The following is a 21,938-nucleotide window of genomic DNA, read 5'->3' on the forward strand; positions in this document are numbered from 1 at the left end:
CTTGTGCTGTATATGTTCCCCTCATGACCGACTTGTTCTCCCGCCTGGACCCGCCCGCCCCGCCCAAGCCCGACTCCAAGGCCGAGCCGGAAAAGGCGCCGCCCATTGCCGCCGCGCGCCCGGCGCCGGCTCCCCCGCCGCCGCTTCCGGCCGGCTGGTCCCCCGCCTATCTCGACGCCCTGAATCCGGCACAGCGTGAGGCGGTGGAGGCCTTGGACGGTCCCGTCCTGGTGCTGGCCGGTGCCGGCACCGGCAAGACCCGGGCGCTGACCACGCGTCTGGCGCACCTGCTGATGACCCGGCGGGTCAGCCCCTGGAACATCCTGGCGGTCACCTTCACCAACAAGGCGGCGCGCGAGATGCGCGACCGTGTCGGCGCGCTGATCGGCGGCGACACCGAAGGCTGGTGGATGGGCACCTTCCATGCGCTGGCCGCCCGCATCCTGCGCCGCCATGCCGAACTGGTGGGCCTGACGTCCAGCTTCACCATCCTGGACACCGACGACCAGCTGCGCCTGCTGAAGCAGCTGATGGAGGCGGAGGGGGTGGACGGCAAGAAATGGCCGGCCCGCGTGCTGCTGTCGGTGATCGAGCGCTGGAAGGACCGCGCCCTGCCGCCGGACCGCCTGCGGCCCGAGGACGCGGGGGAGGCTGCGGGCGGCAAGGTGCTGACCCTTTACCGCCAATACCAGGAGCGCCTGCGCACCCTGAACGCCTGCGACTTCGGCGACCTGCTGATGCACAACATCACCCTGTTCCAGGCCCACGCCGACGTGCTGGCCGATTACCAGCGGCGCTTCCGCTACATCCTGGTGGACGAATACCAGGACACCAACGTGGCGCAGTACCTGTGGCTGCGCCTGTTGGCTCAGGGGCATCAGAACATCTGTTGCGTCGGCGACGACGACCAGTCGATCTATGGCTGGCGCGGGGCGGAGGTGGGCAACATCCTGCGGTTCGAGCAGGACTTCCCCGGCGCCAAGGTCATCCGCCTGGAACAGAACTATCGCTCCACCGGCCACATCCTGGGGGCGGCGGCCGGTGTCATCGCCCACAACCAGGGCCGCCTGGGCAAGACCCTGTGGACCGAGGCCGAGGGCGGCGAGAAGGTGGTGCTGCGCGGCCTGTGGGATGCGGAGGCCGAGGCCCGCTGGGTGGGCGATGAGGTCGAGGCGCTGCAACGCAAGGGCACCGGCCTGGACCACATGGCGGTGCTGGTGCGCGCCGGTTTCCAGACGCGTGAGTTCGAGGAGCGCTTCATCACCCTGGGCCTGCCCTATCGCGTGGTCGGCGGTCAGCGCTTCTATGAGCGGCTGGAGATTCGCGACGCCATGGCCTACCTGCGGGTGGTGGCCCAGCCGGCGGACGATCTGGCGTTCGAGCGCATCATCAACACGCCCAAGCGCGGCATCGGCCCCGCCACCATCCAGCAGCTGTACCAGACCAGCCGGGTGCTGGGCGTGCCGTTGCTGGAGGCGACGTTGCGCCTGACCGAGACGGATGAGCTGAAGCCCAAGGTGCGCGCCACCTTGCGCGCCCTGGTGCAGGATTTCGCCCGCTGGCGCAGCCAGATCGATACCGTGCGCCACACCGACCTGGCCCAATCCATCCTGGATGAAAGCGGCTATACCCGCATGTGGCAGGAGGACAAGACGCCGGAGGCGCCGGGCCGCCTGGAAAACCTGAAGGAACTCGTCAACGCCATGGGCGAGTTCGAGAACCTGCTGGGCTTCCTGGAGCATGTCAGCCTGGTGATGGAGAATGCGGAGACCGTGGGCTCCGCCCAGGTGTCGCTGATGACCCTGCACGGCGCCAAGGGCCTGGAGTTCGACGTCGTCTTCCTGCCAGGGTGGGAGGAGGGCGTGTTCCCCAGCCAGCGCACCCTGGATGAGAACGGCCATCGCCGGGCTGGAGGAGGAACGCCGCCTGGCCTATGTCGGCATCACCCGTGGCCGCAAGCGCGTGCTGATCAGCCACGCCGCCAACCGCCGCATCCACGGCACCTGGTCCACCAGCCTGCCGTCGCGCTTCATCGGCGAACTGCCGGACGACCATATCGCGGTGGAGAACGACCCCGGCCTGACCTCCGGCCATTGGGGCCAGGGCATGCGGGGCGGTTACGGCGATGGCGGCTATAGCGGTGGCCCGTCCGACAGCTTCAATGAAAGCTTCAACCGCATGGGCCGCCAGGCCCCCGTGGGCAACCGCACCGGCCGCCTGATCGAAGGCACGGCCGTCGACGTCACCCCCCGCGCCCGGCCCAACGCGCCCTTCCGCCCCGGCGCCCGCGTCTTCCACCAGAAATTCGGCTACGGCATCGTCAAGCATGTCGAAAACGACAAGCTGGAGATCTTCTTCGAGCATTCCGGCACGAAGAAGGTGATGGACAGCTTCGTGGTGCCGGCGGAGCAGGCAGGTTAAACCCGCTCGTACGTCCCTATCAGCGTCCCCCAGGCCAGCACGGTCTGGGGTGTCAGCGCCGCCAGCAGGTCGCGCAAGCTTGGGGTGTCCGGCAGGGCCAGCGGGTGTTCCAGGGCCAGCAGCTGGAAGACGTAGCGGTGGGTCCCATGGCCGCGCACCGGCCGGGGGCCGGCGTAACCGATCCGGCCGAACAGGCCCCGGCCCAGGGTCAGGCCGTTGCCCACCTGGGGGCACAGCGCCCCTTCATCCACGCCCTTGCGGCCCGGCGCGATGCTGGTGGCCAGCAGGTGCAGCACCGGCCGGGGCAGGGGCGCGTCCGGATCCTGCATCACCAAGGCCAGTGCCCCGGTGCCGGCAGGGACGCCCGTCCAGCTGAGCGCAGGCGACAGGTTGTCGCCCACGCCGCTGCCGGCATGGCGCCGGGGAATGGCGCCGCCGTCGGCGAAGGCCGGGCTGGTGAGGCGCAGGCTGGCCGGCGCGTCCTTCACCAACGGGTGGTTGATGACCAGCCGGGCGTCGCCGGCGCGGAAGCCCCGCAGCATCCGGCCCAGCCAGTGGCCGGCCGGGCGTTCCCGCGGAGCGGAGGCGGCGATGCGCAATTGCAAGGGGTCGTTCAGGCCGATGTCCAGGGTGGTCCTCATGCGGTTCCTCCCATAGCGGGCGTGGCGCCCAGGCGTTTGGCGACGAAACGGGACAGGCGTGCGCCGGTGGCCAGCACCAGCAGGAAGCGCGCGGTCTGCATGGCCATGACGAAGGACACGTCCACCGGCGTGCTGGCCGCGATGATGGCGACGGAATCGGCGCCACCCGGGCTGGTGGCCAGATAGGCCGTCAGCGGGTCGAGATGGGCCACGCGCGTGAGCACAAAGGCGCTGAGGCCGCACAGCAGGATCAGCGCCAGGGTGGACGCCGCCACCCGGGGCAGGGCGCGCAGGGTGTGGACCAGGATGGGCCGGGTGAACCGCAAACCCACGCTCCACCCCACCAGGGCATAGCTGGCGGCCAGCAGCCAGGGCGGCAGGGTGGGCGTGAACAGGCCGGTGTCACGGGCGGCGATGGCCAGCACCATGGGGATCAGCAGCGGGCCGACGCCCAGGCGCAGCAATCGGGCGATGACGACACCCCCCACCACCAGGGCCAGGGTGGCGGTGAACGGTCCCCCGGCCAAGGCCGGGAACCAATCCACCTTGGGCAGGACGACACCGCTGGGCACGCCCCACAGCCGCGCCACGATGGAGGCGACCACCGCCACCATCACCACCCGCAGATATTGCATGAAGGCGACCAGGCGGATGTCGGCGCCGTAGCTTTCCGCCATCAGCACCATGACGGTGGCCGCCCCGGGGGAAGAGCCCCAGATGGCGGCGGTGCCGGGCAGGACCTGGCGCTTGGCCAGCCACCAGCCCAGGCCGGTGCTGGCCAGCAGCACCCACAGCACGCCGCCCAGGAAGATGGGCCAATGGGCCACCATCTCCCGCGCCATGTCCGGCGTCAGCGCGCGCGCGATCATGCAGCCCACCACCCCCTGCGCCAGCAGGAAGGGCGGGCGCGGCACCCGCACCGTGCCCTCGAACGCCGCCAGCAGGATGGCCGCCGCCATGGGCCCCAGCAGCAATGCCGCCGGCAGCCCGACCAGTTCCAGCACCCCCACGAACACCACCGACAAACCCAGCAGCAGGCCCCATTGCAGCGGCACGGGATGGTGGCTCAGCGTCGTCAGCGACCGGGGCCGGTCACCGGGGGCGGGCAGGGGATCTCTGGGCAAGGGCGGCGGTCCGGGCGTGACGTTGGCGGGGCGCTGTGTTATGCGAGGGTGGACTCGCATAACGGATAGTTGAGGATGGCCTCGCAAAAGTCAACGGCGGCCACAGCGGCCCTGCCGTCGCCCCCGGCACCATCGCAGGACGCCGGCCCGGCCAAAGGGGCGGCACCGAAGCGCGCGCGCGGCCGGCAGACGGTGGCGGCCCTGATGGACGCCGCCACGCAAGTGTTCGCGGAGAAGGGCTACGACGCCACGACGATGACGGAGATCGCCGCCCGGTCCGGCACCGCCATCGGGTCGCTTTACCGCTTTTTCCCGTCCAAGGACGCCATGGCGGAGGCTGTGCTGCTGCGGTACGGCCAGCGCACCGGGGCGGCCCTGGATGGGCTGGTGGTCCGGGCCGCCAGCCTGGCGACGGCCACCGCCCGGGCCGACGCCTTGGTGGATTTGATGCTGGGGCTGCGCGGCGAACGGGCCGTGGTCAAGGTGCTGATGGACAGCCGGCCGGATGCCGCCGCCAAGCGCGGCTACATGCGGAGCGAGGTGTCCACCCGCATCGCCCGGCTGTTGATCGCCTGGGCACCGGCGTTGCCGCCCGATCGGGCGTCGGTGCTGGCGCTGATGGTGCTGTTCCTGATGAAGACGGTGCCCGAACTGATGGAAACGGATGAGGCGGACGCCCTGCTGGGGGAGGTGCGGGTGGTTCTGCGGGCCTATCTGGCCGCCGCCTTGCACGATCCGGCCTCGGCCGAATGACCTAGCCCTTGCGGCATAGCGCGCCATGGTGTTGCGCGCGCATGTCGTTATGATCCCCATCTGACTTCAGGATGGGATTGATGGACGGTTTGTCGACGCCGACACCTTGGGAACGGTTTGTGTGCGGCGAAGCTGCACCCGGGTTCACCGGCCGCACCGCGGAAAACCCCAAGCTGACCCTGGACAGTTTCGCCGGCCGCCACCTGCTGCTGGGTTTCTTCCGTTCCGCCGCCGATGGGGACGGGGCGGCCATGCTGGCCGCCGTGGCGCGGCATCGCGCCCTGTTCGACGATGATCGGGTTAGCTTTTTCGGGGTGACGACGGATGCGGAGGATGCGCCCGCCGGCCGCATTCCGACGCAAGTGCCGGGCATCCGCCATTTTCTGGATCCTGATCGCGCGGTCAGCCGCCTTTACGGTGCGGCGGGTGGGGAAGAGGCCCATACCGCCTTCTGGTTGCTGCTGGATCCCACCTTGCGGGTGCTGACGGCGGGGCCGGTGGCGGAGACGGACCGCATCATGGCCGTGGTGGCCGGCTTGCCGCCGTCCGACCTGCACGCCGGGATGGAGATTCAGGCGCCGGTGCTGATCGTGCCCCGCGTGTTCGAGCCGGATTTCTGCCGCCTGCTGGTGGCCCTGCATCGCTTTCACGGCGGCCTGGATTCCGGCGTGATGGATGAGGTCGACGGCAAGATGGTCGGCGTCTACGACTACAGCCGCAAGCGCCGCCGCGACTACATCTTGCAGGATCAGGCGCTGTGCCTGGCGGCGGCGGATCGTATCGGCCGACGCCTGGTGCCCCAGGTCCGCCGCGCCCTGGCCTTCGACGCCACCCGTCTGGAACGGCACATCGTCGCCTGTTACGACGCGGAGGAAGGAGGGCATTTCAAGCCCCACCGCGACAACACGGCCGGTGGCACGGCCCATCGCCGCTTCGCCGTCACCGTGAATTTGAATGCCGAGGATTATGAGGGCGGCGACCTGCGTTTCCCCGAATTCGGCCCCCGTACCTACCGCGCGCCCACCGGCGGCGCCGTGGTCTTCGCCTGCGGCCTGCTGCATGAGGCGACACCGGTGACGCGGGGCCAGCGCTACGCCTATCTACCCTTCCTGTATGACGAGGCGGGGGAAAAGCAGCGCCTGGCCTATCTGGAAACGATGCCCCGTCGTGATGCGACCCACTCGGGCACGGGTGGCGGCGGGCTTTAAGAAACACCGGCGTTACAAAGCGCGGGGCGCCAAGTCCCCCAAGTCCCTGATATAAATGCGGCCAAGCTGCGGGGGGCCGCTGTCGGCCGCCCCGCCCACCAATCAAGGGGGCTTACGCTTCATGTCGGGCAAGAACACACTACGTCGCGCCGTGCTGGCGGCCGCGTCCGCTGTTTCGCTGATGGCGCTGACCGTGCCGGCGCGCGCGGAGGACGATCCCAAGGTCGATGCCAAGTACCTGTGGGACATGACGGACTATTACAAGACGCCGGCGGATTGGGACGCGGCGCGGGCCAGGATCAAGGCCGCCCTGCCCGGGCTGGAAAAGTACAAGGGCACGCTGGGCAAGAGCCCGGCCGCCATGCTGACGGCGCTGGAGGGCATCTACGCCGTCTATCATGATCTGGAACAGGTGGGGACCTACGCCAGCACCATCGCCTCCACCGACACCCGCGACGCGCCGGCGCAGGAACGCGACGGCCTGGCCCAGGATCTGTCGGGCGAAGTGTCGGCCGCCACCGCCTGGCTGTCGCCGGAAATCCAGGCCCTGGGTGCGGCCAAGGTCGATGGTTTCCTGAAGGCGGAGCCCAAGCTGGCCAAGTACGGCTTCGCCCTGCATGACGCCCTGCGCCTGAAGCCGCATACCCTGGGCGGCGAGGCCGAGGGCGTGCTGGCGGCGTTGAGCCCGGCGCTGGGCGGCAGCGGCAACACCTATAACCTGCTGTCCAACGCCGACATCGATTGGCCCACCATCACCCTGCCCAACGGCCAGTCGGTGAAGATCACCCAGGCCAATTACCAGAAGTACCGCGAGGATCCGGACCGCGCCGTGCGCAAGGCGGTGTTCGACGCCTTCTGGACCAAGTTCGGCCAGTACAACAACACCATGGGCTCCACCCTGGGCAACACGGTGCAGGCCGACGTCATCCAGTCCAAGCTGCGCCACTATCCGTCGGCGGTGGCGGCGTCGCTGTCCAGCAATGACATCCCCGAGGGCGTCTACCGGACCCTGGTGGCGGAGGCCAACAAGGGCCTGCCGACGCTGCACCGTTACTTCAAGCTGCGGCAGCGCATGCTGAACCTGCCCGACCTGCACTATTACGACATCTACCCGCCGCTGGTGTCGTCGGACGCCAAGTTCCCCATCGCCGAGGGCGAGAAGCTGGTGCTGGCCGCTGTGCAGCCCGCCCTGGGCGACGATTATGAGAAGGCGCTGGCCGATGGCTTCAGCCACCGCTGGATGCACGCCTATCCGCAGGAGGGCAAGCAGTCCGGCGCCTATCAGACCGGCGTCTACGGCCTGCACCCGGTGGTCTTCCTGAACTATCAGGACAATTACGAATCCGTGTCCACCCTGGCCCATGAATGGGGCCACGCCATGCACACCACCCTGGCCAACCGTACCCAGCCCTATGAACTGGCGGGATACTCCCTGTTCATGGCGGAGATCGCGTCCACGGCGAACGAGTTCATCCTGTCCGACTACATGCTGGCTCACGCCAAGACCAGGCAGGAGAAGCTGCTGTACCTGGGCAATGAGCTGGAGACCATCCGCGGCACCTTCTTCCGCCAGACCATGTTCGCCGAATTCGAACTGCAGGTGCACGACGCGGTGGAAAAGGGTGAGCCCATGTCGGGCAAGCGCATGACGGAGATCTATCTGGGCCTGCTGCGCAAGTACCACGGCGCCGACCAGGGCGTGATGCAGATCGATCCGGTGTACGCGGCGGAATGGGCCTACATCCCCCACTTCTACCGGCCGTTCTACGTCTACCAGTACGCGACCTCCATCTCCGCCTCCGCCTACTTCACGGAGAAGCTGCGCGACGGCGGCACGGCCGCGCGCGACAATTATCTGTCGGTGCTGAAGGCCGGTGGTTCGGATTATCCCGTGAACGTGCTGAAGAAGGCCGGCCTGGACATGACCTCGCCCGCCCCCTACCAGGCGCTGGTGCGGCGCATGGACACCGTCATCACCGAGATGGAACAGTTGCTGGATCAGAAAGACAACTGAGACGCGTTCGGAACATATCCCGGCTGTCGGGCCGGGATATGTATGGCCCTTCACAGCGAATTCCAGCGAGTCTATAGAGGAACAGCAGGTTCCGGCGGGCATCCGCCGGAACCTTTTGTCATGAGCGCTTTCTTGGGAGTTGGGTGATGTCGGGCATGTGGCGGGTCGCACTGACGGTGCATGAGGACGTGGTGCAGGCCTTCGCCCAGGTGCTGGAGGCGCATGTCGATGCCGTTTCCACCTTCGAGTTGGAAGAGGGCGGCAACTGGCTGATCGAGGGCACCAGCCACGGTGAGCCCGACCAGTCCCGCCTGGTGGCCCGCGTCACCGTTCTCGCCATGGCGCTGGGCGTGGGCCAGCCCACCATCGAGGTGGAGCCGCTGGCCCCCATCGATTGGGTGACCCAGACCTATCTCAGCTTCCCGCCCATCCGCGCCGGCCGTTTCTTCGTTCACGGCAGCCACCACAAGAAGCCGGTGCCGGCCGGCTGCATCGGTTTGCTGATCGAGGCCGCGATGGCCTTCGGTTCCGGTGAGCACGCCACCACCCAGGGCTGCCTACGGGCCCTGAGCGACCTGCGTAAGTCCATGCCCGTCACCCGGGCGCTGGACATGGGCTGCGGCTCCGGCATCCTGGCCTTCGCCATCGCCAAGCTGTGGCGGGCGCCGGTGGCGGCGGTGGACATCGATGCCCTGTCCATCATGATCGCGGGCGAGAACGCGCGCCTGAACAAGGTGAACAAGCTGGTCACCTGCCGCCATGGCGACGGCTACCGCACCCCCATCGTGGCCAAGCAGGGCCCCTATGACCTGATCGTCGCCAACATCCTGGCGCGGCCGCTGGCCCGCATGGCGCCGCGCCTGCGCCAGAACCTGCGGCCCGGCGGCATCGCCGTCCTGTCCGGCCTGCTGGCCCGTCAGGAAAAGCTGGTGATCGCCGCCCACCGCCGCCAGGGCCTGAAGCTGGTCCGCCGCTACAAGATCGGTGAGTGGAACACGCTTGTCATGAAGGGCTGATGTCCTAAGCAGGAAAGGGGGCTCCTTTTCCCGCCTGTAAATTCATGTAACACGACGGTAACGCCGGCAGACAGCCCCACAGGCGGCGGCGTATCAAAAGGGCCTGCGTGGATTGCCGGCCCTTCATGGGATGGCGTCCGCGCACACGGGCATCGGGCGACCGACGCCGGTGTCGCGGCGGGGGTCTTCTCCCCGCGTTGGTCCCCGCCGCGACGCTTATCCGGCCTGTGAACGCCGATCCACCAAAAATTTGATGCCATCAAAAACCTGGCCTACACTGGCTGGAAGGGGCGGACTTGTGCGCGCCGCCAGGCCAGGCATTGTGGCCCCGCGCGGGCCCACCGGCCGCCCCCGAGAATAAGCATCGTTGGAAAGAGGCGTTTTCCCGTGGACAGCACCCATCATACCCAGACCCCGGCCCAGATTTATCGTGGGGATGCCGAACTGGCCCGCCTGTTGAAGGCCGCCGGCATCGACCGTGACGTTGCCGGGGTGCGGGATCTGCTGCGCGGCGTGCGCGCCGCCCCGGACGATGTCGATCCCGCCCATTTCCTGACCCTGTTCGGCCCAGACCTGCCGGAGGAACTGGCGGCACAGCTGACGGCGCTGAAGTCCCTGATCGCCGCCCCGCCCCCGCCGGAGGCCGGCGACATCGCCGCCCGCGTGGCCGCCTTGCGCGCCGAACTGGTGCGCATGAACCTGGACGGCTTCGTCATTCCGCGCGCCGATGAGTTCCAGGGCGAATACGTGCCGGCCCGTTCCGAACGCCTGGCCTGGATCACCGGCTTCACCGGATCGGCCGGCGTGGCGGTGGTGCTGCGCGATCGCGCGGCCTTGTTCATCGACGGCCGTTATACGCTTCAGGCGGAGGCCCAGGTGTCGGCCGCCCTGTATGAGCGCCACCACCTGATCGAAACCTTCCATGGCGATTGGATCGCCAGCGCCGTCGCCAAGGGCGGGCGCATCGGTTACGACCCGTGGCTGCACACCGTCGGCTGGATCGACCGCATGCGCGCCGCATTGGGCCGCGCCGGGGCTGAACTGGTGGCGATGGACACCAACCCGCTGGACGCGGTGTGGCACGACCGGCCGGCCGCCCCGCTGGGGCCTGTGGTGGCGCAGTTGCTGGCCAACGCCGGCCAGTCCTCCGCCGACAAGCGGTCGGAGATCGCGGCTGAACTGAAGCGCAATGGCGAGCTGGCGGCGGTGCTGACCCAACCGGACGGCATCGCCTGGCTGCTGAACATTCGCGGCGGCGACGTGCCCAACACGCCCCTGCCGCTTTCTTACGCCCTGTTGACCAACGACGGCGACGTCGACCTGTTCATCGACCAGCGCAAGCTGGTGCCGGGGCTGGAGGTCCATCTGGGCAACCAGGTCTCCGTCCGCAAGCCGGAGGAATTGCGCGGCGCGCTGGAGGCCCTGGGCGCCACCGGTGGCAAGGTACGGGTCGACCCCATCTGGACGGCGTCCTGGGTGTTCGACCGGCTGACCCAGGCGGGTGCCAAGGTGGTGAAGGACCGCGACCCCGTCGTCTTCCGCAAGGCCGCCAAGAATCCGACGGAAATCGCCGGCAGCCGGGCGGCGCATGCCCGCGACGGCGTCGCCGTCACCCGCTTCCTGCACTGGCTGAGCGGGGCCGCCGCCGCTGGCACCCTGAGCGAGATCGAGGCGTCGGACCGGCTGTTCGCCTTCCGCCAGGAACAGGCGATGTTCCGGGGCACCAGCTTCGACAGCATCTCCGGCGCCGGTCCCAACGGCGCCATCGTCCATTACCGCGCCAGTCCCGAGACCAACCGGGTGCTGGAAAAGGACAGCGTCTACCTGATCGACAGCGGCGGGCAGTACCTGGACGGCACCACCGACATCACCCGCACGGTGGCCGTCGGCACCCCGCCGGATGAGGCCAGGCGCCACTTCACCCTGGTGCTGAAGGGGCACATCGCCCTGGCCACCCTGCGCTTCCCCAAGGGCACGACGGGCTCGCAGATCGACATCCTGGCCCGCCAGTTCCTGTGGGCGCAGGGCCTGGACTACGACCACGGCACCGGGCACGGTGTCGGCAGCTTCCTGTCGGTGCATGAGGAATCGGCCCGCATCGCCAAGGCGCCCAACGCGGTGGCCCTGGTGCCCGGCATGATCGTGTCGAACGAGCCCGGCTACTACCGCACCGGCGCTTACGGTATCCGCATCGAGAACCTGGTGCTGGTCAACCCGCCGGCTGATTTGGCCGGCGGCGAGGTGCCGATGCTGAGCTTCGAGACCCTGACCCTGGCGCCCATCGACCGCGCCCTGATCGAGCCCTCGCTGCTGACGGATGCGGAGAAGGACTGGCTGAACGCCTATCACGCCCGGGTGCGCGCCTCGGTCACGCCGCACCTGGACGCGGATGCGGCGGCTTGGTTGGCCACGGCGACGGCCCCCGTCTAGGCGTTTTGCCTGTCTGGGCGTTTTGAAAGAATAGAAGCCTGCACGAAGGCCCCGGTGGACGACGATGTGCGTCCACCGGGGCCTTTTCTTTTCCGGTCGCGTTGATCGCGCCCCGTCCCGTTTCGCGCCTTGTCGCGACCCGCCGTTTTTGTGCCGGTAGGGAATAAACACCGCCTTCCATCCGTCCTTGGGACATGAACTTCCTTGCGCCCCGGGCGCCGGGTGCCTGGCCGCAGTTGTCGCGCCGGGTTATTGGTGTTCGTTATAGTAAATGTCGTAAGATTATAAATAAAAATGAGCCAATTAAGCTTCTATGCTCCATATGATAATGACTTGCATCTTCATTATCATTGCCATAATGTCCGCGAAGACGCCGCATGGATTTGTTGTCTATTGAGGATGGCAGGGGTGAGTACTCCGCCATGACGGTGTCATATGGCTTGGGAGTTGGGTTCTATGCGCAATTTTGTGGGTGGGGTCGGCCGGGCCAGGGCCGTTTCCTGGCGGGCCGCGCTGTTGTGCGGCGTGATGGTTGTGTTGCCGGCGGCCGGTTGGGCGGCGGGGCCGGGGGAGGGGAACCCCGATGGGGGCGCCGCCACGGTGGCGTCCGACCCGGCGCTGGCGGAGGTCACGGTGGAGGGGCGTCGCCTTGACCCGCAACGTCCCGCCGTGGGCAAGACCGGCACCAAGCTGGAGGATCTGCCCAATAGCGTGCAGGTGGTGACGCGCGACTTGGTGGACGAGCAGGGTGGCGTCTCGGTCAAGGACGCCATCCGCAACGCCAGCGGCATCGGCCAGGGCGGCGCCGACGGCTTCGGCTTCGGCGACCGCTTCCTGGTACGGGGGCTGGACGCGCGCCTCTATAACGACGGCTTTTCCGATGGCGACCAGCGCAACGGCATCCCGCATTCGCTGAACGGGGTGGCGCAGGTGGAGATCATGAAGGGGCCCGGCTCCGCCTTGTTCGGCAGCGGCCCGCCCGGCGGCACCATCAACATCGTGCACTATCTGCCCTCCGGCACCTTTGATTTCGGTGGCGGTGTGCAGGGCGCCTCCTTCGGCAGCGTCACCGCCAACGCCTTTGTCACCGGTCCCACGGAACTGCCCGGCCTGGCTTATCGTGTGGACACCCTGGTCCAGCATGGTGACGGCTTCCGTGGCTTGGGCAGTGATGATGAGGAAGTCCGGCCGGAGATCAGTTGGTCGGGTGGGGGCTGTTGAAGAAGCCCGATGGAGCCGCGATCTGAGGATCAAGCAGGCCAAGGCGGTTGGTTTTGAGGTCGCATTGTCGGGCTGGCGGTCGGAGACAGGCCGGCCCGGATGCTTGAGAGGGCCAGAATAAGGGCTGCCGCCAGCCGCTTGAGGTTGACGGCGGCAGCGGCGAGATAGGCTTGTATCTGCATGTTGGCGAGCCCGCGTCGGACGGCGCGTCTCATGCCGTGCCAGGATTTGGCCTCGCCATGATAGCCTTCGACGCGGATGCGGTGGCTGCGGTAGAGGGCTCGTTCGCGGTCGGCCCATCGGGCGTATTTTCGCCGTGCCCGGAGTAGGGCGTCGTGATTTTTGTGCAGTAGGATGGCGCGGCGTTTCATGTTTTCGCTGAAACACCCCGTCCGCCGCCGGCAGGCTTGGCAATCGGAAGGCCGGGCCCTGTAGTGCTGGAAACTATCGCTGTCCGGCTTGCCGTGCGGGCGAAGCAACTTGCCGGCGGGGCAGCGGACCACTCGGTTCCTGGCGTCCAGTTTGAAGCGCCGAACCGGGATGACGCCCTTCTTCGGCGGCCGTTCGGGCTTGGCTGGAATGACCCCTTCGATACCCAGCGCCTCCAGAACCGCGAAGATGTAGGTGGTGGCGTAACTGGCGTCCATGGTGGATGCCTGAATGGCGACACCGGTTGTCGCTGTGATGGCATCAAGTTGGGCCTCGACTGCCTTGGTATCGTGGACGGCACCCGTGGTGATCGCCACGTCCAGGACGACACCCCGTTCGGCATCAACGGCGGTATGGTGCTTGTAGGCGGGCTCGCTGCGACGGCCGGTCTTGTTGGTGGCCAGGGTCGCATCGGGATCGCTGGTGCAGACATACTCCGTCTTCGTTTTCTTTGTGGCGGGAGGGCCTGCGCCTGGACCGTCCGCTTCCTCGGGATGATTAGCGGTCTCCACGGCATCAACGTGACGGCGAGCGATGGCCTCCCAACTCACATTCGCGCGGATCAACGAACTGTCGATGTGAACAACCTCACCCTTGGCGATCTTGGCTGCGATACACGCCTGAACCGTACGGGTGAAAATCTTGCGGAACCGCTCGCCGCCCCAGCGCTGACGAATGCGGGTCAGGCTGGAATGGTCGGGAACCGCCTCGTGCAGGCCATAGCCGATGAACCATCGGATCGCCAGATTGACCTGCGCCTCACGCACCAGGCGCCGGTCATGCACGATCCCCAGCAGCATTCCCGCCAACATCAGCCGGACCGCAACCTCCGGCGCAATGCCAGGGCGTCCCGCTGTCGCGCTGTAGAGGTCGCCAACCTCTCCTTCAAGCCAGCCAAGGTCGAGGACTTTGTCCACCCGGACCAGGACGTGCTCTTCAGGCAGCAAATCCCTCAGTGACCCTGCAACAAAAAGCTCAGGCTGACGGCGATCCTTCTGGCCCAACATGGCGATGCCTCCCTCAACACCACCAGAGAATCAGCCATTCACGACTTTTTCAACAGCCCCGGGTGGCGGGCATGAGGTGGTGCTGGCGGTCGACGCCCGCCACATCCAGGCCACGCCCGATCCCACGGGCCTGGTTTATGTCAACGGCGCGCCCATCACCGGCGTGTCGCGCGACACCCACTATTCCACGCCCTTCGGCCACGCGGAGCAGACGCTGCTGCGTATCACCGCGTCTGATGCCTGGATGGTGTCTCCCATCCTGACGGTGAACAACCACTTCTCGTTCATGAACCGTGATCTCGACATCCTGCGCAACGGCGATGGCGGCGGGGTCAGCGCCAACGGCAGCCTCAGCGGGCGGCAATTGCGCCGGCAGCACGACGCCCTGAACGACTACACCTATGAGTTGGAGCCGGTCTGGACCTTCCATACCGGTGGCATCGGCCACACCCTGTTGACCGGCCTGTCGGTCGAGCACCAGGATCTGCACGCCAACCGCGCCACCGCCGACTTGCCGGCCATCGTCAACGTCTTCGACCCGGTGATCCTGGAAACGCCGTCCACCCCCCCTGGCGTTCAAGCGTGATGCCAGTCATTCCGGTTTCATCGATAATCTGGGGGCCACTTACGTCGGCGCCTATGCCACCGATCAGATCGACCTGACCGACCGGCTGAAGGTGCGCGTGGGCGCGCGGCAGGATTGGTGGGACACCAGCCTGTTGCCGGAAATCTTCGTCCCGGGCCGCCTGCAGCCCACCGGCCAGCCCTTTCTGTCCAATGCCGCGGTGGGCAGGAACGACGCGCCCATCAGCTGGAACGCGGGTGTGCTGTATAAGCTGACGCCCGCCGTCTCCCCCTTTTTCGGGGTGGCCCGCAGCCATCTGGTGAACTTCTCCTCCGAAGCCACGCAGAACGGCCTGGCGGCACCGGAATCCGCCTTGCAGTACGAGGGCGGGGTCAAGGCCAACGCCTTTGACGACCGGTTGACCGTCACTGCCGCCGGTTTCGCGGTGACCCGCAACAACGTCTTCGCCCTGGTCGGCGACGTGCCGGTGTTCAACGCCCAGCGCACCTATGGCGGGGAGATCGATGTGGACGCCCGGCCCACGCCGCGGTGGCGCATCACCGCCAACGCCACGCTGCAGCACGCCACGCTGACGGCGAACCCGTCCAACCCCGCGGCCACCGGCAATTGGTCGCAAGGCGTGCCGGCCACCATGGCGCACCTGTGGACCAGCTACGATTTCGCCGTCGCGGGTGTTGAGGGCTTTCGTATCGGCGCCGGGCTGAACTACCGCGACAAGATGTACGGCAATCTGCTGAACACCACGGCCATTCCCAGCTATGTCACCGCCGACGCCGACATCTCCTACACCCAGGGACGGTGGACGGTGACCGTGGGCGCCAAGAACCTGTCCGACACCACCTACTATGTGGCCGCCAACGGCGTCGGCGCCTTCGTTGGCGATCCGTTCACCGTTTTCGGCAGCGTCCGGTTCAACCTCGGCGGCTGACCCCGGAACCGCCCCAAGGAAAAGGGCCCGGCGGATCGCTCCACCGGGCCCTTTCATTGTCGGGTGGTGACGAAAGGCTCAATGCCCGCCGGCCATCGCCTTCACGATCTCTTCGGTGACCTTCTTGGCGTCGCCCAGCAGCATCATGGTGTTGGGGCGGAAGAACAGTTCATTTTCCACGCCGGCGTAGCCCGCCCCCATGGACCGCTTGATGAACAGCACGGTCTTGGCCTTTTCCACGTCCAGGATGGGCATGCCATAGATCGGGCTGCTGGGATCGGTCTTGGCGGCCGGGTTGGTCACGTCGTTGGCGCCGATGACGTAGGCGACGTCCGCCTGGGCGAAGTCGCGGTTGATCTCGTCCAGCTCGAACACCTCGTCATACGGCACGTTGGCCTCGGCCAGCAGGACGTTCATGTGGCCGGGCATGCGGCCGGCCACCGGATGGATGGCGTATTTGACCGAGACGCCTTCCTTTTTCAGGATGTCTGCCATTTCCCGCAGCGCGTGCTGGGCCTGGGCCACCGCCATGCCGTAGCCGGGTACGATGATGACGCTGGACGCGTTCTTCATGATGAAGGCGGCGTCATCGGCCGAACCCGACTTGAAGCTGCGATCGACCGCCGGGCCGGACGCGCCCGCCGCCGCCGCGTCACCGCCGAAGCCGCCCAGGATGACGTTGAAGATCGACCGGTTCATCCCCTTGCACATGATGTAGCTGAGGATGGCGCCGGAGGAGCCGACCAGCGCGCCGGTGATGATCAGCAAGGGGTTCTGCAGGGTGAAGCCGATGCCGCAGGCCGCCCAGCCGGAATAGCTGTTCAGCATGGACACGACCACGGGCATGTCGGCCCCGCCGATGGGCAGGATCAGCAGGAAGCCCAGGGCCAGGGACACCAGGATGATCAGCCAGAAGAAGAAGGCGGCCTGTGTCGCGCACAGCAGGATGATCAGCAGCACCAGGGCCGCCGCCAGGGCGGCGTTCAGCGGATGCTGCATGGGGAAGACCAGCGGCTTGCCGGTCATGCGCCCGTCCAGCTTCAGGAAGGCGACCAGCGATCCGGTGAAGGTGATGGCGCCGATGGCGATGCCCAGGCTCATCTCCACCAGCGATCCGACGTGGATGTCGCCGTCGGTGCCGATGCGGTATTCCTCCGGCGCGTAGAAGGCGGCGGCGGCGATGAACACGGCGGCCAGGCCCACCAGGCTGTGGAAGGCCGCCACCAGCTGGGGCAGCGAGGTCATCTTGATGGTGCGGGCGATGTAGGCGCCCGCCGTACCGCCGATGGCGATGCCGACGATGATGAGGACCGCCGCCAGGAAGGAGAACTGGGGCAGCACGAACAGGCTGGTGATGATGGCGATGGCCATGCCGGCGATGCCATAGGTGTTGCCGGTCCGGGCCGTTTCAGGGCTGGAAAGGCCGCGCAGCGCCATGATGAAACACACGGCGGCCGCGAGGTAGGCGAGCGAAGTCGCGATCAGCATGATGGTCCGGCCCCCTTACTTCTTGGCGCCTTGGGCAGGCGCCTTTTTCTTGTACATGGACAGCATGCGCTGCGTGACCATGAAGCCGCCGAAGATGTTCACCGACGCCAGGATGACGGCCAGGAAGCCCATCACCATGGAGAAGCCGAAATGGTGGGCGCCGGTGGCGATCAGCGCGCCGACGATGATGACCGACGACACGGCGTTGGTGACGCTCATCAGCGGGCTGTGCAGGGCCGGCGTGACCCGCCAGACCACGTAATAGCCGACGAACACGGCCAGCACGAAGACGGTCAGGCCGGTGACGATGAAGGGCGTGCCCTGCTGGGCCTGGTCCATGGCGATCTGGGTCGCCTGGTTGGCGACGGTGGCCGCCTGTTCCGCCAGCTTCTGGGCGTTGGTGGCGAGGTCGGCCGCGCCCTTGGCGTAGTTTTGCGCATCCATGGAGGCTTACTCCGCTTTCTCAGGGGCGGCCACGGGGGCCGGTTCCGGGGTGGACACCGGGGCCGGGGCGGGGGCTGCGGCGAAGGTGGGGTGGACCACCGCGCCGTCGCGGGTCAGTGCCGCACCTTTGATGATGTCATCGTTCCAGTCGATGGCCAGGGCCTTGGTTTCCTTGTCCACCAGCGGCGTGATGAAGTTCAGCAGGTTCTTGGCGTACAAGGCGCTGCTGTCCACGGCGATGCGGCTGGGCACGTTGAGATGGCCCACGATCTTCAGGCCGTACTTCTCGACGATCTTACCGGGCTCGCTGCCCTCGACATTGCCGCCCTGTTCCACCGCCAGGTCGATGAGGACCGCACCGGGCTTCATGGTGCGCAGCATGTCGTCCGTCACCAGCACCGGGGCCTTGCGGCCGGGGATCAGCGCCGTGGTGATGACGATGTCCTGCTTCTTGATGGTCTCCGCCACCAGGGCCGCCTGCTTGGCGCGGTACTCCGCACTCATCTCCTTGGCGTAGCCGCCGGCGGTCTGCGCCTGCTGGAACTCCTCATCCTCCACCGCCACGAAGGTGGCGCCCAGCGACTGCACCTGTTCCTTGGTGGCCGGGCGCACGTCGGTGGCGGAGACGATGGCGCCCAGGCGGCGGGCGGTGGCGATGGCCTGCAGGCCGGCCACGCCCACGCCCATGATGAAGGCGCGGGCCGGCGGTACGGTGCCGGCGGCCGTCATCATCATGGGGAAGGCGCGTCCGAATTCATAGGCGGCGTCCAGTACGGCGCGATAACCCGCCAGGTTGGCCTGGCTGGACAGCACGTCCATGCTCTGCGCCCGGGTGATGCGGGGAATGAATTCCATGGCGAAGGCGTCGATGCCGGCGTCGGCATAGCTTTTCACCCGCTCGGCGTCGCCATAGGGGCTGAGGATGGCGGCCAGCTTGGCGCCGCGCTTGATCAGCGCCAGTTCCTCCGGCTCCGGACGCTGCACCTTCAGCACCACGTCGGCGTCGGCCAGGGCGGCGGCCTCGTCCGGGGCGATGGTGGCGCCGGCGGCGCTGAAGGCCTCATCCGGGATGGAGGCCCCGGCGCCGGCGCCGGTCTCCACGGTGACATCGAAGCCCAGGGCGATGAATTTCCGTACCGTTTCGGGCGATGCGGCGACGCGCAACTCCCCCGGTCGACGTTCTTTGGGTACGCCGATTTTCATTGGTTACGCTCCCCAAGATCGCTGGCGCTGCCGCCAGCCCGATTCAATTTAACCGCGAATTGTTGTGGCCGCGCGGGGCGGGTGACGCGGGGTTAACCATGACCGATCCGGTAATCTTTGTGAAGAAGCGGCGGTGTCCACACATGGAACCGTCACGCTGGACGCAACGCTCGGCAGCAAAAGTGATTAATCGGCCGTCTCCCCATTCGGCGACCGCAAGATGCACAGGCGTAAGTGGTATTGTCCACCGGTTACCATAAAGCGCCAGCCATGCGTTCGACCAGCGCGGTGGGGGCGGGGAAAAGGGCGCCGTCCGGTATGCGGGATGGCCTAAGGACCAATGGGGGGTGGCGCGTCCACCCCGGCCTGTAGTTAAACTGCGCCCGGTGTTTCGCATTTCTGCGTTCAACCGTCATCTAGCCTTCAATGGTGCCGGTGACGGCAAGCACGAGATGGGGACCGCCCGATGTGGACGAGAGAATATACCATGACCGATTCCCATGCGCTGGCCGCGGCCGGTCGCGCCCTTTTCAAGGAACTGACGGCGGCCGGGCGTCCCGTCGTCGGCGTCGGCATCGGTGAAGGGCTGATCTATCTGCGCGTGACGGCGCCGGACCACGGCGCGCCCGAGAACTACAACGGCTATCCCGTCGTGGTGTTCGGTGAGGACGGCGCCCGCCGCCACTAAGAACGGTTTCCCGTTCCGGCGCGCGCCCGTAAAGACGGGGGTGGGGGCCGGGACGGTATGGGTAAGGCATCCAGACGCCATCGGGGCCGCCCTGAGTCCGCATTGTCGGACAATGGGCCGCTTCCCCCCGGTCGCCACGAAGAAAGCGGCATTTGCGCCTTGTGCGGCCGGCCCCTGGTGGCGGGCCCCTCGGTGGAACAGCACCATCTGATTCCCCGCAGCGCCGGCGGCCGCGTGACGGTGCCGCTGCACCGCGTTTGCCACCGCAAAATCCACGCTGAACTGTCGGAACGGGAACTGGCCGTGGGCTACGCCACGGTCGAGGCCCTGCGCGCCCATCCCGCCATCGCCGCCTTCCTCCGCTGGGTGGCCGGCAAGCCACCCGAATTCGTCAGCCGCACGGAACCCCGGCGGCGCTGAGCGGCATCCCCACGCCCATGGATCGGACGGCTGCCCGCCAGGCGAGACCTGCGCTGCAATCGCGGCGCAGCCGTGTCCGAAGGATATATCGGATAAATAGGCCGAATGGACTATTTAGAACGGGTGTATCGACCGCGCCGCGCCCGTGGCGGCGGCCCCTTTGCCCGCCTTTCATGATGGGAGAGTTTCGTTGAAGGCCTTCGCCAATCTGAAGATCACGTTCAAGATCCTGACCATGTCGGGTCTGGTGGGTGTCGTGGCCCTGCTGGCCACTGCGTTCTCCAGTGAACGGATGTCCGCCATCGGTGACAGCTATGCGGCGTTGGTGGACGGTCCATCCAAGGCCGGGGCGCTGCTGGCCCGGGGAAACCGGACGCTGGCCCAGATGGGGCGTTATGTCTTCGAAGGGTTGGCCGTGACCACGGATGCCGACAACGCCCGTGTGCGGCAGGGGTTTGACAAGGCCCTGGGCAGCTATCGGACCTTCATGGCGGATGCCAGGGCCGCCGTGCCGGGCCACGCGGCCGAGTTCGATGCCCAGCTTGCCGTCATGGAGGCGGCCATGGCGCCGGCCGGGGATTGCGGGGGCGCCATCGCGGCGGCCGTGAAGGCCACGGACGCGGTGGAGAACGCCCGTATCTACCAGACGATGGTGCAGAAGAAGTGTGAGCCGGCGCTGGCGGCCCTGTCCGACCGGCAGACCAAGATGGTGGACGAGATGCTGGCCCAGGCCGAGCAGACGCGGGACCGCAACCAGGCGGCGACGTCCCAGACCATCCTGTTGACCTTCGCCGTCATCGTCGCCGGTATCGCCGCCGCCTTCGGCCTGTCCACCTATGTGGCGGTGACGGGCATCGGCCGGCCGCTGGCCCGGGTCGCCGGCGGACTGACGGCCCTGGGGCGGGGCGATTACGGCATCGACGTGCCGGGCGCCGATCGCCGGGACGAGGTCGGCCAGATGGCCCAGGCCTTCACCGAGATGAAGGCCGGCCTGATCCATGCGCGCGAACTTGAGGACGCGCAGCGGGCGGATCAGGCTGACAAGGCCCGCCGGGCGGAACGCGCGGCCGCCATCACGCGGGAATTTGAGGCGCGGATCGCCGAACTGGCCGGCAGCCTGTCCGCCGCCGCCACTGAGATGGACGCCACCGCCCAGGCCATGTCGGAGAATGCGGAGGCGACCAGCCGCCAGTCCATGACCGTGTCGTCCGCCGCCGAGCAGACCTCCGCCAATGTGCAGACGGTGGCCGCCGCGGCCGAGGAACTGTCCGCCTCGATCCAGGAGATCGGGCGCCAGATGGGCTGTACCATGGAAACGGTGGGCGAGGCGGTGGCCGAGGCGCGCAACACCGACCGCGTGGTCCAGACCCTGTCGTCGGGCGCCGACCGTATCGGGCAGGTGGTGACCTTGATCGCCGACATCGCCGGGCAGACCAATCTGCTGGCCCTGAACGCCACCATCGAGGCGGCGCGGGCGGGTGAGGCCGGCAAGGGATTCGCCGTGGTGGCCAGCGAGGTGAAAAGCCTGGCCTCGCAGACGGCGAAGGCGACCGACGACATCGGCGCCCAGGTGACCGACATCCGCGATGCCGCAACCGCCGCCGTGGCCGCCATCCAGGCCATCGCCAACCGGATCGAGGAGATCAACGGCATCGCCGCCGCCATCGCCGCGGCGGTGGAGGAGCAGGAGGCCTCCACCCATGAGATCGCCCGCAACGTGCAGGAGGCGGCGCGGGGGACGGAGACCGTCACCTCCAACATCGGCGGGGTGACGGAGGCCGCGTCCAGTACGGGCACCGCCGCCGGCCAGGTGCAAAGCTCCGCCGCCTTGCTGGCGCACGATTCGGATGCCCTGAAGCAGGCGGTGGGGGCCTTCACCACCGCGCTCAGCGCCGCCTGACCGGGGAAGGGCGGGCC

At 67.5% G+C, this 21,938-nt stretch carries 17 protein-coding genes and 1 pseudogene; 12 read left to right on the plus strand and 6 right to left on the minus strand.

Annotated elements, in window-relative coordinates:
* The first annotated feature begins 23 nt into the window (after window positions 1-23).
* Window positions 24-2,421 (plus strand): annotated as a pseudogene (locus PW843_12805) (UvrD-helicase domain-containing protein).
* Here the strand turns inward: PW843_12805 and PW843_12810 are convergent.
* Together PW843_12810 and PW843_12815 are read right to left on the minus strand one after the other, a co-directional pair.
* The gene (locus tag PW843_12810) at window positions 2,418-3,062 is read right to left on the minus strand and encodes a YbhB/YbcL family Raf kinase inhibitor-like protein (protein ID MDE1147476.1); all 645 of its coding nucleotides are present in this window, start codon (window positions 3,060-3,062) and stop codon (window positions 2,418-2,420) included. The pseudogene PW843_12805 and the gene PW843_12810 overlap by 4 nt on opposite strands.
* The gene (locus tag PW843_12815; protein ID MDE1147477.1) at window positions 3,059-4,132 is read right to left on the minus strand and encodes an AbrB family transcriptional regulator; all 1,074 of its coding nucleotides are present in this window, start codon (window positions 4,130-4,132) and stop codon (window positions 3,059-3,061) included. Before PW843_12815 ends, PW843_12810 begins: the two co-directional genes overlap by 4 nt.
* A gap of 129 nt (window positions 4,133-4,261) precedes the next feature.
* Between PW843_12815 and PW843_12820 the strand changes: the two genes are divergently transcribed.
* The 6 genes from PW843_12820 (at window position 4,262) to PW843_12845 (ending at window position 12,828) form a co-directional block, all read left to right on the plus strand.
* Window positions 4,262-4,939: a helix-turn-helix domain containing protein gene (locus PW843_12820; GenBank protein MDE1147478.1), complete on the plus strand. Its 678-nt coding sequence runs from the start codon at window positions 4,262-4,264 to the stop codon at window positions 4,937-4,939.
* 80 nt (window positions 4,940-5,019) lie between these two features.
* The gene (locus PW843_12825) at window positions 5,020-6,147 is read left to right on the plus strand and encodes a 2OG-Fe(II) oxygenase (GenBank protein MDE1147479.1); all 1,128 of its coding nucleotides are present in this window, start codon (window positions 5,020-5,022) and stop codon (window positions 6,145-6,147) included.
* Window positions 6,148-6,268: 121 nt separating this feature from the next.
* On the plus strand, window positions 6,269-8,161 hold the full coding sequence (gene pepF, locus PW843_12830) for an oligoendopeptidase F (GenBank protein ID MDE1147480.1): 1,893 nt from the start codon (window positions 6,269-6,271) through the stop codon (window positions 8,159-8,161).
* Window positions 8,162-8,307: 146 nt separating this feature from the next.
* On the plus strand, window positions 8,308-9,177 hold the full coding sequence (locus tag PW843_12835; protein MDE1147481.1) for a 50S ribosomal protein L11 methyltransferase: 870 nt from the start codon (window positions 8,308-8,310) through the stop codon (window positions 9,175-9,177).
* A 387-nt stretch (window positions 9,178-9,564) separates the two neighbouring features.
* On the plus strand, window positions 9,565-11,607 hold the full coding sequence (locus tag PW843_12840) for an aminopeptidase P family protein (protein ID MDE1147482.1): 2,043 nt from the start codon (window positions 9,565-9,567) through the stop codon (window positions 11,605-11,607).
* Window positions 11,608-12,135: 528 nt separating this feature from the next.
* Window positions 12,136-12,828 (plus strand): TonB-dependent receptor plug domain-containing protein, encoded by a 693-nt coding sequence (locus PW843_12845; protein MDE1147483.1) that lies wholly within the window; start codon window positions 12,136-12,138, stop codon window positions 12,826-12,828.
* Between the two features lie 29 nt (window positions 12,829-12,857).
* Here PW843_12845 and PW843_12850 read toward each other — a convergent pair whose 3' ends face one another.
* Window positions 12,858-14,264 carry an IS1182 family transposase gene (locus tag PW843_12850; protein ID MDE1147484.1) on the minus strand — a complete coding sequence of 469 codons (1,407 nt, stop codon included), beginning with the start codon at window positions 14,262-14,264 and terminating at the stop codon, window positions 12,858-12,860.
* Between the two features lie 79 nt (window positions 14,265-14,343).
* On the opposite strand from PW843_12850, the gene PW843_12855 reads away from it, so the two are divergent.
* Both PW843_12855 and PW843_12860 read left to right on the plus strand, forming a co-directional pair.
* Entirely contained in the window at window positions 14,344-14,850 is a 507-nt protein-coding gene (locus tag PW843_12855; GenBank protein ID MDE1147485.1) for a hypothetical protein, read from the plus strand.
* A gap of 28 nt (window positions 14,851-14,878) precedes the next feature.
* Window positions 14,879-15,778, plus strand: a complete 900-nt coding sequence (locus PW843_12860; GenBank protein MDE1147486.1) for a TonB-dependent receptor — start codon at window positions 14,879-14,881, stop codon at window positions 15,776-15,778.
* 78 nt (window positions 15,779-15,856) lie between these two features.
* Here the strand turns inward: PW843_12860 and PW843_12865 are convergent, their stop codons facing one another.
* The 3 genes from PW843_12865 to PW843_12875 are packed head-to-tail and all read right to left on the minus strand — an operon-like array spanning window position 15,857 to window position 18,913.
* On the minus strand, window positions 15,857-17,266 hold the full coding sequence (locus tag PW843_12865) for an NAD(P)(+) transhydrogenase (Re/Si-specific) subunit beta (GenBank protein MDE1147487.1): 1,410 nt from the start codon (window positions 17,264-17,266) through the stop codon (window positions 15,857-15,859).
* Window positions 17,267-17,281: 15 nt separating this feature from the next.
* Window positions 17,282-17,710 carry an NAD(P) transhydrogenase subunit alpha gene (locus PW843_12870; GenBank protein ID MDE1147488.1) on the minus strand — a complete coding sequence of 143 codons (429 nt, stop codon included), beginning with the start codon at window positions 17,708-17,710 and terminating at the stop codon, window positions 17,282-17,284.
* A 6-nt stretch (window positions 17,711-17,716) separates the two neighbouring features.
* Window positions 17,717-18,913 carry a Re/Si-specific NAD(P)(+) transhydrogenase subunit alpha gene (locus PW843_12875; GenBank protein ID MDE1147489.1) on the minus strand — a complete coding sequence of 399 codons (1,197 nt, stop codon included), beginning with the start codon at window positions 18,911-18,913 and terminating at the stop codon, window positions 17,717-17,719.
* Between the two features lie 487 nt (window positions 18,914-19,400).
* On the opposite strand from PW843_12875, the gene PW843_12880 reads away from it, so the two are divergent.
* From PW843_12880 to PW843_12890, 3 genes are all read left to right on the plus strand, one after another.
* The gene (locus PW843_12880) at window positions 19,401-19,601 is read left to right on the plus strand and encodes a hypothetical protein (GenBank protein MDE1147490.1); all 201 of its coding nucleotides are present in this window, start codon (window positions 19,401-19,403) and stop codon (window positions 19,599-19,601) included.
* A 159-nt stretch (window positions 19,602-19,760) separates the two neighbouring features.
* Complete coding sequence (locus tag PW843_12885; protein MDE1147491.1) at window positions 19,761-20,021, plus strand: HNH endonuclease signature motif containing protein; 261 nt, start codon at window positions 19,761-19,763, stop codon at window positions 20,019-20,021.
* A gap of 190 nt (window positions 20,022-20,211) precedes the next feature.
* The gene (locus tag PW843_12890; GenBank protein MDE1147492.1) at window positions 20,212-21,921 is read left to right on the plus strand and encodes a HAMP domain-containing methyl-accepting chemotaxis protein; all 1,710 of its coding nucleotides are present in this window, start codon (window positions 20,212-20,214) and stop codon (window positions 21,919-21,921) included.
* Window positions 21,922-21,938 lie beyond the last annotated feature (17 nt).

It is taken from the genome of Azospirillaceae bacterium, from assembly GCA_028283825.1.
In the GTDB taxonomy this organism is placed as follows: Bacteria; Pseudomonadota; Alphaproteobacteria; order Azospirillales; family Azospirillaceae; genus Nitrospirillum.

Excerpts from the sequence above, each read along its gene's own strand:
- PW843_12810 (MDE1147476.1), bottom strand. The coding sequence starts at position 3,062 with ATGAGGACCACCCTGGACATCGGCCTGAACGACCCCTTGCAATTGCGC.
- PW843_12820 (MDE1147478.1), top strand. The coding sequence starts at position 4,262 with ATGGCCTCGCAAAAGTCAACGGCGGCCACAGCGGCCCTGCCGTCGCCC.
- PW843_12825 (MDE1147479.1), top strand. The coding sequence starts at position 5,020 with ATGGACGGTTTGTCGACGCCGACACCTTGGGAACGGTTTGTGTGCGGC.
- pepF (MDE1147480.1), top strand. The coding sequence starts at position 6,269 with ATGTCGGGCAAGAACACACTACGTCGCGCCGTGCTGGCGGCCGCGTCC.
- PW843_12835 (MDE1147481.1), top strand. The coding sequence starts at position 8,308 with ATGTCGGGCATGTGGCGGGTCGCACTGACGGTGCATGAGGACGTGGTG.
- PW843_12845 (MDE1147483.1), top strand. The coding sequence starts at position 12,136 with ATGGTTGTGTTGCCGGCGGCCGGTTGGGCGGCGGGGCCGGGGGAGGGG.
- PW843_12850 (MDE1147484.1), bottom strand. The coding sequence starts at position 14,264 with ATGTTGGGCCAGAAGGATCGCCGTCAGCCTGAGCTTTTTGTTGCAGGG.
- PW843_12865 (MDE1147487.1), bottom strand. The coding sequence starts at position 17,266 with ATGCTGATCGCGACTTCGCTCGCCTACCTCGCGGCCGCCGTGTGTTTC.
- PW843_12870 (MDE1147488.1), bottom strand. The coding sequence starts at position 17,710 with ATGGATGCGCAAAACTACGCCAAGGGCGCGGCCGACCTCGCCACCAAC.
- PW843_12875 (MDE1147489.1), bottom strand. The coding sequence starts at position 18,913 with ATGAAAATCGGCGTACCCAAAGAACGTCGACCGGGGGAGTTGCGCGTC.
- PW843_12880 (MDE1147490.1), top strand. The coding sequence starts at position 19,401 with ATGACCGATTCCCATGCGCTGGCCGCGGCCGGTCGCGCCCTTTTCAAG.